Here is a 12354-nt window from a genome sequence, read left to right on the forward strand (position 1 = left end):
ATGGAGCCGGGGTAAGGAAGGCCGCAATTGTACCCGAACCGCAGCGAGTCCAACACTGTCCAACCACGTATATCCGCTCCCCAGTGCGATCTCCGGCAGCGGAGTGTGGCGGCCGCCCGCCCCGGAAAGGGTATTGGCGCCGTTTTTTTCGTGACATGGCTCCGGAACTTTATGGGAACCAGTGCGCTCTACTAGACTTATCAAGCCGATACAAGTAGGCAGATCACAAAGCAAAAACCCGCCAGCGAGCAATTTGTCGCCAGATGGGTTAGAATCGCGGACCTTTTGCCGGACTGGCCATGCTCAGGAAGAGCTCCACCGGCGGCCGCTGGCGCGAAAGCGCACTGATGAAAGCGATAAGAACTAAGGGACTAGAGGGGACTTTTTATGATCATGAAAAGCCGCATGTTGCGATACAGCCGCCGCCTGGCCAAAGGCCTGGCGCTGGCCTGCTGTGCCTCGCTGATTGTGGCCAGCAAGGCCCCCGACACCCTGGAGCAGGTCAAGGCATCCGGCCGGCTGGTGGTACTGTCCCAGAATGGTCCCACCACCTACTACGAGGATGCCGCCGGCACCCACACCGGTTTCGAATACGGACTGTTGCGGGCTTTCGCCGATGACCTGGGCGTGGAACTGGAAATCCGCGACGTTCATGACCTGGACGAGATCTTCACGCGCCTCGAGACCCCCGATGAGGGGGCCCACCTGGCTGCCGCCGGGCTCACGGTGACCCCGCTGCGCCGCGAGCAGGTGCGCTTCACCCCGTCCTACTTTGAGATCCGCCAGCAGGTGATCTACCGCCTCGGCGAGGACCGGCCGCGCTCCGTCGGCGACCTGGAAGGCAAGAAGGTGGCGGTCATCGCCGGTAGTGCCCACGCCGAGGAACTGCGCAAGCTGTCTGCCCGCCACCCTGACCTGCAGTGGGAGGAGATCTCCGACGTGGATGCCATGGAACTGGTGGAAATGGTCGACCAGGGTAAATACCCTTATGCCGTGGTCGACTCCAACGCCTATGCCGTTCATCGCGGGCTCTATCCCAACACCCATATCGGTTTTAACCTCACCCAGTTCCAGCCTGTCGCCTGGGCATTCCCCCGCGGCAAGGACGACAGCCTCTACCGCGCTGCACGGAATTTCATGCTGCGCGCCAACACCAACGGCATGGTGGCCGAGCTGCGCGAGAAATTCTTCGGGCACGTCAGCGAGATGAATGTGGGCGGGGCCCAGGCCTTTGCCAGGAGCACCCGCGAGCGCCTGCCGCAGTGGCGGGAGACCATGGAAAAAGTCGCCACCGAATACGACCTGGACTGGCACCTGCTGGCTGCCCTGAGCTACCAGGAGTCGCACTGGAACCCGAAGGCGCGCTCGCGCACCGGTGTGCGCGGCCTGATGATGCTGACCCGCGGAACCGCGCGGGAACTGGGCGTCAACCGCATGGACCCCATCGAGAGTATCGAGGGCGGCGCCCGCTACATCGTGGAGCTCCGCAACAAGATTCCCGAGCGCATCCGCGAGCCGGACCGCACCTGGATGGCCCTGGCCGCCTACAACGTGGGCTACGGCCACCTGGAGGACGCGCGGGTGCTGACCGAGAAGATGGGCGGCAACCCGGACCGCTGGACCGATGTCCGCGACCACCTGCCGCTGCTGGCCAAGCGCCAGTATTACAAGGGCACCAGGCATGGCTATGCCCGCGGCTGGGAGCCCGTGACTTACGTACAGAATATCCGCCACTACCAGGCACTGCTGACCTGGAACAGCCGCATCGAGGAGCAGCGCCTGGCCGATGCCGCCAATGACGCGGCAAGCGAAGAGGCGCTGGCGGACAGCGCCCCGCTCGAGAGCGGCGCCATACCCGCTTTCTGAATCCCCTCCCCTGACCGAAGCAGCACCGAGGCGGCGGGCATTGCCCGCCCCGCCTCACCCCACACCCAATTCCCCGCGCCAGCAACCCTCAGAGAAAGAGATCGATCCGTCGTGCCCAGTGGTGCAAGCGGCAGCGCCGGGAAGCAAAGCTTACAGCGACGGGTCCCGGGGCAAGGCGAAAAAGCGCTGGACTAGCAGCGCTAATTCAAGCTTTTTCAACGCCGCCACGGGGCTCGTCGCGAAGAGATCGCTTTCCGGAGCTGTCGTTTGCACCACTCACCCCCGCCGCCAGCGGTGAAAGCGTTCCAGCCAGCGCAGCACGCCCTGTGGCGCATGGGCTCGCTTCCAGCCCCCGGCCACCGAGCGGTTGGCCTCCATCATGGTGGGATAGATATGGATGGTGCCCAGCAGCTTGTTGAGACCCAGGCCGTGTTTCATCGCCACGACGAACTCAGCGATGAGCTCCCCGGCATTCTCGCCCACGATCGTTGCCCCGAGGATCCTGTCCTTGCCCGGTACCGTGAGTACCTTCACGAAGCCCCGGGCCGCCCCCTCGACAATGGCGCGATCCAGGTCCTCCAGGTCGTACCGGGTCACCGTATAGGGAATGCCCTCGGCACTGGCCCGGTGCTCGGTGAGCCCCACGCCAGCCACTTCGGGGTCGACGAACACTGCCCGCGGCACCAGGGAATAGTCGACACTGAATTTCTTCAGGTCCCCGAACAGGCCGTTGACCGCCGCATACCAGGCCTGGTGGGAGGCCATATGGGTAAACTGGTAAGGTCCCACCAGGTCTCCAGCGGCGAGGATATGACTGAACTCCGTACGCAGGAAATCGTCTGTGTGCAACCGGCCATCATCCAGCAGCCCCAGCTCTTCCAGTCCGAAGCCGGTCACCCGCGGGCGACGGCCCAGCGCCAGCAGCAGCTGGTCGAATTCCAGTTCTGTCTCACCGCTGCTATCGGATACCGTCACGCGGCCACCGTCACGCTCGCCGGGCGCAAAGGCGGTGGCCTTGCAGCCAGTCAGCACCGTAATGCCCTCGGCGGCCAGGGCTTCCTCCACTGCATCGGAGACTTCCGCGTCCTCCGCCGGCAACAGTCGCGGTGCCATCTCCACCAGGGTGACATTGGAACCCAGGCGCCCGAACGCCTGGGCCAGTTCGCAGCCGATCGCGCCGCCGCCGAGCACGACGAATTTCTCCGGCACCCGCTCGAGCCCCGCGAACCGCTCCCACAGCGTCTCGCTGGTGACATAGCGGACCTCATCAATACCCGGGAGCGGGGGCACCACCGGTTCAGCCCCGGTGGCAAGGATAATCGCGCGCGCCGTGAGTACTTGCTCACCGCCACCATTGAGCTGGATCCTGACCGTCCAGGGATCGACCAGCTGCGCCCGGCCCTGCACCACATCCACGCCAAGACCGGTGTAGCGCTCGACGCTGTCATGGGGCTCGATGGCCTCGATGGACACACGCACATGGCGCATCACCGCGGGAAAGTCGATTTCCGGCTCGGGCAGCCTGACGCCGAAGCGCTCCGCCTCGCGGGCCTGCCTCGCCACACGGGCGCACTTGATCAGCGCCTTGCTGGGCACGCAGCCGGTATTCAGGCAGTCACCACCCATGGGGCCGGATTCAACCAGCGTCACACTGGCCTTCACTGCCGCGGCAATGTAGGCACTCACCAGTCCGGCGGAACCGGCCCCGATCACGATCAGGTTGCGGTCGAACTTCTTTGGCTTGCTCACATTTGCGCCCCTGCCCAATTCTCAGCGTTCAGCCCGCCCCGGCCCGCAGGCGCTTGATGCCCTGCAGGATCTTCTTTGCCAGCAGCGGGAAGAGCCCCATCAGCACGAACGATAGCACCAGCCCCGGCGACAGGATGTCAGCGGGGCTGTCCACCTGCGCCAGCTGGGTGCCCGCATTCACGTACACGACGGTGAAGGGGAACATTCCCACCTGGCTGACCCAGTAGAAGGTCCGGGTACGAATGCGGGTCAGTGCCATAAGGATATTGATAATGAAGAAGGGGAAGACCGGCATCAGGCGCATGGCAAACAGGTAGAAGCCGCCCTCTCTCTCCACGCCACGGTTTATCGCCTCAAGGCGCTTGCTGAAATGATCCTGCACCCAGTCGTGCAGCAGGAAGCGCGCCACCAGGAAAGCCACGGTGGCACCGATGGTCGATGCAAAGGAAACAATCACCGTCCCCCACAACAACCCGAACAACGCCCCCCCGGCCAGCGTCATAATGGCCGCGCCCGGCAGTGACAGGCCCGTGACCACGATATAGATGAGGGCGAACGCCAGCGCCACCGTCACGGGGGACTCTTGTTGCCACTCGGTGAATCGCGCGTGTCCCTGCTTGAGGTTCTCCAGCGTCAGGTACTGGTTCAGGTCAAACGCAAAGAAAGCGACTGCCAGTGCCACCAGTACTGATATCACGGTTATTTTCTTTGTCACCGTACAGGGTCCCTGTTGTGCGGTAAGTTCGAGGATCTCATCAGGCTACGCCGGCACGCTCTCCTTAAAGGATAAAGGATCAGCGGCCGGAGACCATCCTACCGCAACCCCGGCCGGTGCGTCTCCTGCGGCTCTGGATGGCGGTGGCAATCAGTCGGTAAACTGTCGGGAAAATTACAGCCGGGCCGGATAAAGGCTGGCCCGGCCCACTCCCGGGATTACATGCGAGGCCAACAGTCATGCTGGAGGGAATTCACCACGCGGCGATCATTTGCTCGGATTACGGGAAATCAAGGCAATTCTATGTCGGTATCCTGGGCCTGGAAGTAATCGCCGAGAATTTTCGTGCAGGGCGCAATTCCTGGAAGCTCGACCTCGCCCTTCCCGACGGTGGCCAGGTGGAACTGTTTTCCTTTCCCACAGCCCCACCCCGCCCCAGCTATCCCGAGGCACAGGGGCTCCGCCACCTGGCCTTCCGGGTCGCAGCCCTGGAGCCGGTGATCCGGCACCTGCAGGATTGCGGTATCGAGGTAGAGCCGGTGCGGGTGGATGAATACACGGGCAAGCGCTTTACTTTTTTCAGTGACCCGGACGGGTTGCCACTCGAACTTTATGAGCAAGGCTGAAAAAACCTTCCCCGCCCCCTGCCCGGTTACTTTAGATATAAGATAGCCGCCTTACGGCGGCTATCTTTTCCAGAAAACGTCGGCCTTACAACCATAGGCTTTCCTCAACGCGTTGCTGACATCGCTAAGGGAGGACGCGGCTTTTACCGCGACGTCTCCTGGGAGTCACGGTGAAGATTCGTGCAACATAGTCGCAATTGTCACTTCCGGGACTCGGTCCTCGAGAGCGGCATCATATGAAGTGAGCGTTTGCTGGCTGACACCCGCTGCACCCTCGACGGGGGATACAATTACCGCTTCAGAAACTGCCTGTGCCTCGGAAACCTTCAGTTGACTGGTCTTAAAGTTGAATTGCCGGTCAGCGGAGAAGCGATAAATAACCAAACCATCGACGCCATCAATGTCAGTGTGCGTGGCTACAATGACTTGGTCGTCCTGGGTCAAATCCATATGTTTTCCCGCAGCCAGGCCAGGGGCGGCACGCAGGTTAAACTGCTCGAATATCTCCCCGGCAATCCCGACTCTGGCAATCCAGGTACCCGCATTACTTTCATAACCCAGCAACCAGATCCCACCAGAGCTATCGACCGCCAGGTCGCTAAAATCACCGAGAAATGAGTCACTCTGGTAACGGTAGGCCGACTGAACATTTCCGAAGCCATCCAGGGACAAGAGCAGCGGTTGATAGTCGATAGTGGTATCCGTTGTAAAGTCCACTTCCGCAGCCACCACAATGCCATCATCCCCATCGATCACCCCGTTGCCGTCAGTATCTACTGGGGCAAGATCGACACTGGTGATCACGTACGAGCCAGCTTCTGTCACTGGATAGCGACGCTGCCACAACTCTCCCCCACTCGCATCAAATTTAAAGACATGAGGCGCGTAATGGGCATCGGCCATCTTGGCCGCGCCGACCACATAGATCGATCCATCTGCGGCCTGGGCGACATTGGTAGCAGTCAACGAGTTCGCCGAACTGACCGGGCTGTGCCAGAGAACATTGCCGTCGACATCTAACTTCAGCAATAGCATCTTGTCCTGATATTCCCGCTCGCCGACTCCGACCATGAGCACGCCATTAACCGAGCCGTCCCGATCTTTTGCGAGTACAAGCGCATTCAGCCGTGTCTCGGACACACCCCCGACTCGCTTCTGCACTTCGACTGAGCCATCAACTCCGGAGAGACGCCCAAAGAAAGGCTGCTGATTTAGTGAATCCGCATCGAAGGTGCCGGCGATGACAATATCCCCGTCAGGGAGCTCCGCGAGAGCCGCTATTTGCTGGACATCCAAGCCGCCATCGAGAACCCGGGCCCAGACTTTATCGCCAAAGCTGTCCATTTTGATGACTACTGTGTTGCCATCGAAATTACCGCCAACCACGTAGCCGCCATCTGCTGTCGCCAGCAAATCGGCCGACCGCACGCGGTAACCGTCCACAACATAGTAATTCGCCCACTCGTCGGCAGACTTCAGCGAGGGTACTCTCACCCCGCCTTCGTTGCTATAGCCCGAATCCCCCGCCGCATTGAATGCAAACACCCGGTACCAGTAACTGCCCCCTCGCTCTACATTGGTGTCCGTAGTCGAGGTGGTATTAGCACCCAGTGTCAGGTAATCCTCGTAAACGCCATCGATGCTGAGGCGTCTCTGCACGATAAAACCCTGTTCGCTGTCTGAATTATCAGTCCAGGTGAGTTTGACCTCGCCATTTTCCAGCACTTGTGGAGTCAGGTTTTGCGGTGCAATTGGAGGCTGCTCGGCTTCGCCACCATCGCCACCATCGCCACCATCGCCGCCGTCACCAGAATCACCCCCTGTCACAGGCGGGTTGACATTGGACTCGCCGGAATCACCGCCCCCTCCGCCGCAGGCAGACAGCACTACAGATAGCAACATCACAAGTAGAAAGCGCATATTTCCCCCATAACTGGTACATCATTGTGAGAACCCGCCGACCGGCGCCACTGGAGTTTGGCCGAATTGATGAGCACCTCCTGGCGACATCACATCGGGTCAATAATTCCATCAAAAAGATATTTGTAGTAAATAGTGCCACATATTTATGATATATGCATAAAATATCCTCTCGAAATAGTGTCGGAAAGGAAGCTGGATGGTTGGCCGAAATCTCGTGCCGATCGATCAGTGTCTGTTAGCCGGGGAGGAGGGATGGCGGCCTGTGGACGTGCCGTGACACAGGCCAGGCGATAGATAAGGACCGTTTTTAAGATATAAAAAAAGCGAGCCCCAACTGGAGCTCGCTTTTCGCTTCCACCTCAGGAGACTCCCCGGATGGTTAGCTTGGGGATAACTGACGGTCTTACCAACCAGCTGCCTCTTTCAGCGCGTTGCCGATCTCGGCCAGGGAGCGCACGGTTTTGACACCGGCGTCTTCCAGCGCGGCGAACTTCTCGTCGGCGGTGCCTTTACCACCGGAGATGATCGCACCGGCGTGGCCCATGCGCTTGCCGGGAGGAGCAGTTACACCAGCGATGTAGGAAACCACCGGCTTGGTGACGTTTTCCTTGATGTAAGCGGCTGCCTCTTCTTCCGCGGTACCACCGATCTCGCCGATCATGACGATGGCCTCGGTCTGCGGATCTTTCTCGAACATCTCCAGGATGTCGATGAAATTGGAGCCCGGGATGGGGTCACCACCGATGCCCACACAGGTGGACTGGCCGAAGCCGTGGTCAGTGGTCTGCTTGACCGCTTCGTAGGTCAGCGTACCGGAACGGGACACGATGCCCACCTTGCCCGGCTTGTGGATGTGACCCGGCATGATGCCGATCTTGCACTCACCCGGAGTGATCACGCCCGGGCAGTTCGGGCCGATCAGGCGCACTCCCAGCTCGTCGCACTTAACCTTGGCATCCAGCATGTCCATGGTGGGAATGCCTTCAGTGATGCACACGATCAGCTTGATGCCGGCATTGGCCGCTTCCAGGATGGAGTCCTTACAGAAAGGCGCCGGTACGTAGATAACGGATGCCTCGGCACCGGTTTCCTCAACCGCCTCTTTCACGGTGTTGAACACCGGCAGGCCCAGGTGGGTCTGGCCACCCTTGCCCGGGGTCACGCCGCCAACCATCTTGGTGCCGTAGGCGATCGCCTGCTCGGAGTGGAAAGTACCCTGGGAGCCAGTGAAGCCCTGGCAGATAACCTTGGTGTCTTTATTAATCAGTACTGACATGATTATTTACCCTCCGCAGCTTTGACCACCTGCTCCGCAGCGTCAGTCAGGCTCTTGGCTGCAATAATATTCAGACCGCTGTCCGCCAGTACCTTGGCGCCCAGCTCGGCGTTGTTACCTTCCAGGCGCACGACTACCGGCACCTTCACGCCGACTTCTTCCACTGCGCCAATCACGCCTTCGGCGATCAGGTCACAGCGAACGATACCGCCGAAGATGTTGATCAGGACGGCCTTCACGTTCTCGTCGGACAGGATGATCTTGAACGCCTCGACCACACGCTCCTTGGTAGCGCCGCCGCCGACGTCCAGGAAGTTGGCCGGGCTGCCGCCGTGCAGGTTGACGATGTCCATGGTACCCATGGCCAGGCCGGCACCGTTCACCATGCAGCCGATGTTGCCATCGAGAGCCACGTAGTTGAGGTCCCACTTGGCTGCGTGGGCTTCGCGCGCGTCTTCCTGCGAGGGATCGTGCATTTCACGCAGGTCCGGGTGACGGTACAGCGCGTTGCTGTCGATCACTACCTTGGCATCCAGGCAGTGCAGGTTCTTCTCGGGAGTGATGACCAGCGGGTTGATTTCCAGCAGCGCCAGGTCCTTTTCCTCGAACATCTTGGCGAGGCCCAGGAAAATCTTGGTGAACTGCTTGATCTGGTCGCCCTCGAGGCCCAGCTTGAACGCCAGCTCGCGCGCCTGGTAGGGCTGCGCACCCACCAGCGGGTCAATGGTGGCCTTGAGGATTTTTTCCGGGGTTTCTTCCGCAACCTTCTCGATTTCCACGCCGCCCTCGGTGGACGCCATGAACACGATGCGACGGGTGGAGCGGTCAACAACCGCGCCCAGGTAGAGCTCCTGGTCGATGTCGGTGCAGCTCTCTACCAGGATGCGGGAAACCGGCTGGCCGTTTTCGTCTGTCTGGTAGGTGACCAGGTTGTTACCCAGCCACTTGCGGGAAAACTCCTCGATCTCGGCAGTGGAGTCCACCAGTTTTACACCGCCGGCCTTGCCGCGGCCACCGGCGTGAACCTGGGCCTTTACCACCCACTTGTCGCCGCCGATCTCTTTCGCTGCCGCCACTGCTTCTGCCGGGGTTTCCGCTGCAATACCTTTGGAAACCGGCAATCCGTATTCCGCAAACAGTTGTTTGCCCTGATACTCATGCAAGTTCATAGTCAATACCAATTCACATTTGAAATGTGTTTACCAATTGCAGATTGCTCTGCACCTAAGAACAAAATTCGAAATTCCCGTCGTGCAAATTTCAAATTCTGGGTCCATTGCCGGGGCAATGTTGCGGGGCAAGCCTTGCCACGCCGCGCCGGAAATAAAACTTCCCGGCTGAAAAACGGTGGGGCGGTAAAACCGCCCCACCCTTCGCGACTGAAAGTCGCTCTTACTTGCGCTTCTTGCGGTTGGCAATGTGAATGGCGTGGCCATTCGCTGCCAGGGCCGCTTCCTTCACCGCTTCAGACAGGGTCGGGTGACCGAATACGGTCATACCGATGTCTTCGGCGCTGGAGCCAAACTCCATCGCAATCGCCACCTGCTGTACCAGGTCGGCCGCTGACGGGCCAACGATGTGCGCGCCGAGCACGCGGTCGGTCTCGGCGTGGGCGATGATCTTCACCATGCCACCGGTATCGTTGGCAGCCATGGCGCGGCCGGAGGCAGCGAACGGGAAGACACCCACATTGTAGGGCTCGCCCTCGGCTTTTACCTGCTCCTCGGTCATGCCGACGGCGGCCACTTCCGGGTGGGTGTAAATAACGTTGGGGATCACGTCATAGTTCATCATCGGCTTCTGGCCGGCGATGCGCTCGGCTACCACCACGCCCTCTTCAGAGGCCTTGTGTGCCAGCATCGGGCCGCGCACCACGTCGCCCACTGCCCAGACACCCGGGGCGGAAGTCATGCACAGGTCGTTGACGTAGATAAAGCCGCGCTCGTCCAGCTTGACGCCCGCGTCCTCGGACAGCAGGCCTTCGGTGTAGGGACGACGGCCGACACACACGATCAGCTTGTCGAAGGTTTCCTGCTGTTCCTTGCCGTCCTTGTCTTCGTAGGTAACGACAACTTCGTCTTTCTTGACTTCGGTGCCTGTTACGCGGCAGGAAAGGCGGATATCCAGGCCCTGCTTCTTGAAGATCTTCTGGGATTCCTTGGCAATCTGCTGGTCCATTACCGCCAGGAATTTGTCCAGTGCCTCGAGCACTACGACATCGGAACCCAGGCGGCTCCAGACGGAACCCAGCTCCAGGCCGATTACACCCGCACCGATAACACCCAGGCGCTTGGGTACTTTCGGGAACTCCAGCGCGCCAGTGGAATCGACGATGATCTTGTTGTCCACCGGGGCCGGCGGGATATTAACCGGCACGGAGCCGGAGGCCAGGATGATGTTGTCAGCCTCGTAGACGGTGGTCTTGCCGTCATCGTCGGTGACTTCAACTTTCTTGTTGGCCAGAAGCTTGCCGGTACCGATGATGGAGGTGACCTTGTTGGCGGTGAACAGACCGGCCACGCCACCGGTCAGCTTTTTGACGATCTCGTCCTTGCGCTTCATCATTTCCGGCACATCGATCTTCACCTTGCCGGTGTCGATGCCGTGCACGTCGAGGCCATCTTTCGCCTCGTGGTATTTCCAGGAGCTGTCCAGCAGTGCCTTGGAGGGAATACAGCCAACATTGAGGCAGGTCCCGCCATTGACGCCCTTGCCCTCTTTATTTTTCCACTTCTCTACACAGGCGGTTTTCAGGCCGAGCTGGGCGGCGCGAATAGCGGCAACGTATCCCCCCGGACCGGAGCCAATTACGATTACGTCAAATTTGTCCGACATGATCAGTTCCAAAGTTTCGTGAATTTCTGGGAGCCTGCCTGCAGGCAGTCCTGCAGGGGCGCCCGCGGTGCTTATGCTCGCGGGCGGGCTCCTGCAGCTTCAGGTTTTTATACTTCCAGCAGGATGCGCGCCGGATCCTCGATCATTTCCTTGATCGCCACCAGGAAGCCAACTGCCTCCTTGCCGTCGATCAGGCGGTGGTCATAGGACAGCGCCAGGTACATCATCGGCAGGATCTCCACCTTGCCGTCTACCGCCATCGGGCGCTCCTGGATCTTGTGCATACCCAGGATCGCAGTCTGCGGCGGGTTCAGGATCGGGGTGGACAGCAGGGAGCCGAACACACCGCCGTTGGTAATGGTGAAGGTACCACCGGTCATTTCCTCGATGGACAGCTTGCCGTCACGGGCACGCAGGCCCAGGTCGCGGATATTGTTCTCGATATCCGCCAGGCCCATGTTCTCGGCATTGCGCAGCACCGGAACCACCAGGCCCTTGGGCGCGGATACTGCCACGCCGATATCCTGGTAGCCGTGGTAGACGATATCGTCACCGTCGATGGACGCATTCACCGCGGAATAGCGCTTCAGCGCCTCCACGGCGGCCTTGACGAAGAAGCCCATGAAGCCCAGGCGGGTGCCGTTGTGCTTCTTCTCGAACAGGTCCTTGTAGTTCTTGCGCAGGTCCATGATCGGCTTCATGTTCACCTCGTTGAAGGTGGTGAGCATGGCCGTGGACTGGGACGCGTCCAGCAGGCGCTCGGCAATGCGCTTGCGCATACGGGTCATGGCCACGCGTTTCTCCACGCGCTCGCCAGCCGGGACGGACACTTCCGGGGCAGCGGCGGCCGGCGCTGCCGCGGGCTTCTTCTCCGCCTTCTGCACGTCTTCCTTGGTGATGCGGCCACCCTTGCCGGTGCCCTTCACGCTGGCCAGGTCGACGCCCTTCTCTTCGGCCAGCTTGCGTGCGGCCGGGTTGACCAGCTGCTCGCCACCCTTAGCGGCTTCCTCTTCCTTCTCCTCGGCTTTCTCTTCCTTTTCCTCAGGCTTCTCCTCGCCCTTTTCTTCCTCGCCACCGGCGCCGCCGCCCGCGCCTTCCTCGAACTTGGCGATCACCTCGTTGGACTCGACGGTGTCACCCTCGTCCTTGATGATTTCGCTGAGGGCGCCGTCCGCGGGAGCGACCACTTCCAGCACCACCTTGTCGGTTTCGATATCCACGATCAGTTCATCGCGGGATACGGCTTCGCCGGGCTTCTTGTGCCAGGTGGCGACGGTGCCGTCCTGAACGGATTCCGGGAAAGTTGGCGCTTTAATCTCGATCGTCATTGTTCCTGTTTCCTGAGATTGAATCTTGGACGCCCC

9 protein-coding genes are annotated in these 12354 nt (G+C 60.4%); 2 read left to right on the forward strand and 7 right to left on the reverse strand.

Annotated elements, in window-relative coordinates; all coding sequences use genetic code 11:
• Positions 1–387 precede the first annotated feature (387 nt).
• A complete protein-coding gene (mltF, locus tag BLT26_RS02220; protein WP_091507547.1) occupies positions 388–1866 on the forward strand; it encodes a membrane-bound lytic murein transglycosylase MltF in 1479 nt (492 codons plus the stop codon).
• A gap of 276 nt (positions 1867–2142) precedes the next feature.
• Here the strand turns inward: mltF and BLT26_RS02225 are convergent, their stop codons facing one another.
• Positions 2143–3615 carry a dihydrolipoyl dehydrogenase family protein gene (locus BLT26_RS02225; protein ID WP_245720550.1) on the reverse strand — a complete coding sequence of 491 codons (1473 nt, stop codon included), beginning with the start codon at positions 3613–3615 and terminating at the stop codon, positions 2143–2145.
• Positions 3616–3643: 28 nt separating this feature from the next.
• Entirely contained in the window at positions 3644–4312 is a 669-nt protein-coding gene (locus BLT26_RS16580) for a TVP38/TMEM64 family protein (RefSeq protein WP_245720551.1), read from the reverse strand.
• 257 nt (positions 4313–4569) lie between these two features.
• Between BLT26_RS16580 and gloA2 the strand changes: the two genes are divergently transcribed.
• Entirely contained in the window at positions 4570–4956 is a 387-nt protein-coding gene (gene gloA2 / locus BLT26_RS02230; RefSeq protein ID WP_091507550.1) for an SMU1112c/YaeR family gloxylase I-like metalloprotein, read from the forward strand.
• A gap of 165 nt (positions 4957–5121) precedes the next feature.
• On the opposite strand, the gene BLT26_RS02235 is transcribed toward gloA2, so the two are convergent.
• The 5 genes from BLT26_RS02235 to odhB all read right to left on the reverse strand — a co-directional run bounded on the left by BLT26_RS02235 (position 5122) and on the right by odhB (position 12318).
• Positions 5122–6876 carry a fibronectin type III domain-containing protein gene (locus BLT26_RS02235; protein WP_091507552.1) on the reverse strand — a complete coding sequence of 585 codons (1755 nt, stop codon included), beginning with the start codon at positions 6874–6876 and terminating at the stop codon, positions 5122–5124.
• Positions 6877–7282: 406 nt separating this feature from the next.
• On the reverse strand, positions 7283–8155 hold the full coding sequence (gene sucD, locus BLT26_RS02240) for a succinate--CoA ligase subunit alpha (RefSeq protein ID WP_091507555.1): 873 nt from the start codon (positions 8153–8155) through the stop codon (positions 7283–7285).
• A 2-nt stretch (positions 8156–8157) separates the two neighbouring features.
• On the reverse strand, positions 8158–9324 hold the full coding sequence (gene sucC, locus BLT26_RS02245; protein WP_091508729.1) for an ADP-forming succinate--CoA ligase subunit beta: 1167 nt from the start codon (positions 9322–9324) through the stop codon (positions 8158–8160).
• Positions 9325–9547: 223 nt separating this feature from the next.
• Positions 9548–10990 carry a dihydrolipoyl dehydrogenase gene (gene lpdA / locus BLT26_RS02250; RefSeq protein WP_091508733.1) on the reverse strand — a complete coding sequence of 481 codons (1443 nt, stop codon included), beginning with the start codon at positions 10988–10990 and terminating at the stop codon, positions 9548–9550.
• 107 nt (positions 10991–11097) lie between these two features.
• Positions 11098–12318 carry a 2-oxoglutarate dehydrogenase complex dihydrolipoyllysine-residue succinyltransferase gene (gene odhB, locus BLT26_RS02255; protein ID WP_091507559.1) on the reverse strand — a complete coding sequence of 407 codons (1221 nt, stop codon included), beginning with the start codon at positions 12316–12318 and terminating at the stop codon, positions 11098–11100.
• Positions 12319–12354 lie beyond the last annotated feature (36 nt).

Source organism: Microbulbifer yueqingensis, from assembly GCF_900100355.1.
GTDB lineage: Bacteria > Pseudomonadota > Gammaproteobacteria > Pseudomonadales > Cellvibrionaceae > Microbulbifer > Microbulbifer yueqingensis.

What these genes read in the sequence shown, in the direction of transcription:
- sucC (WP_091508729.1), bottom strand. Translation starts at nt 9,324, where the DNA reads ATGAACTTGCATGAGTATCAGGGCAAACAACTGTTTGCGGAATACGGA.
- sucD (WP_091507555.1), bottom strand. Translation starts at nt 8,155, where the DNA reads ATGTCAGTACTGATTAATAAAGACACCAAGGTTATCTGCCAGGGCTTC.
- BLT26_RS02235 (WP_091507552.1), bottom strand. Translation starts at nt 6,876, where the DNA reads ATGCGCTTTCTACTTGTGATGTTGCTATCTGTAGTGCTGTCTGCCTGC.
- lpdA (WP_091508733.1), bottom strand. Translation starts at nt 10,990, where the DNA reads ATGTCGGACAAATTTGACGTAATCGTAATTGGCTCCGGTCCGGGGGGA.
- odhB (WP_091507559.1), bottom strand. Translation starts at nt 12,318, where the DNA reads ATGACGATCGAGATTAAAGCGCCAACTTTCCCGGAATCCGTTCAGGAC.
- gloA2 (WP_091507550.1), top strand. Translation starts at nt 4,570, where the DNA reads ATGCTGGAGGGAATTCACCACGCGGCGATCATTTGCTCGGATTACGGG.
- mltF (WP_091507547.1), top strand. Translation starts at nt 388, where the DNA reads ATGATCATGAAAAGCCGCATGTTGCGATACAGCCGCCGCCTGGCCAAA.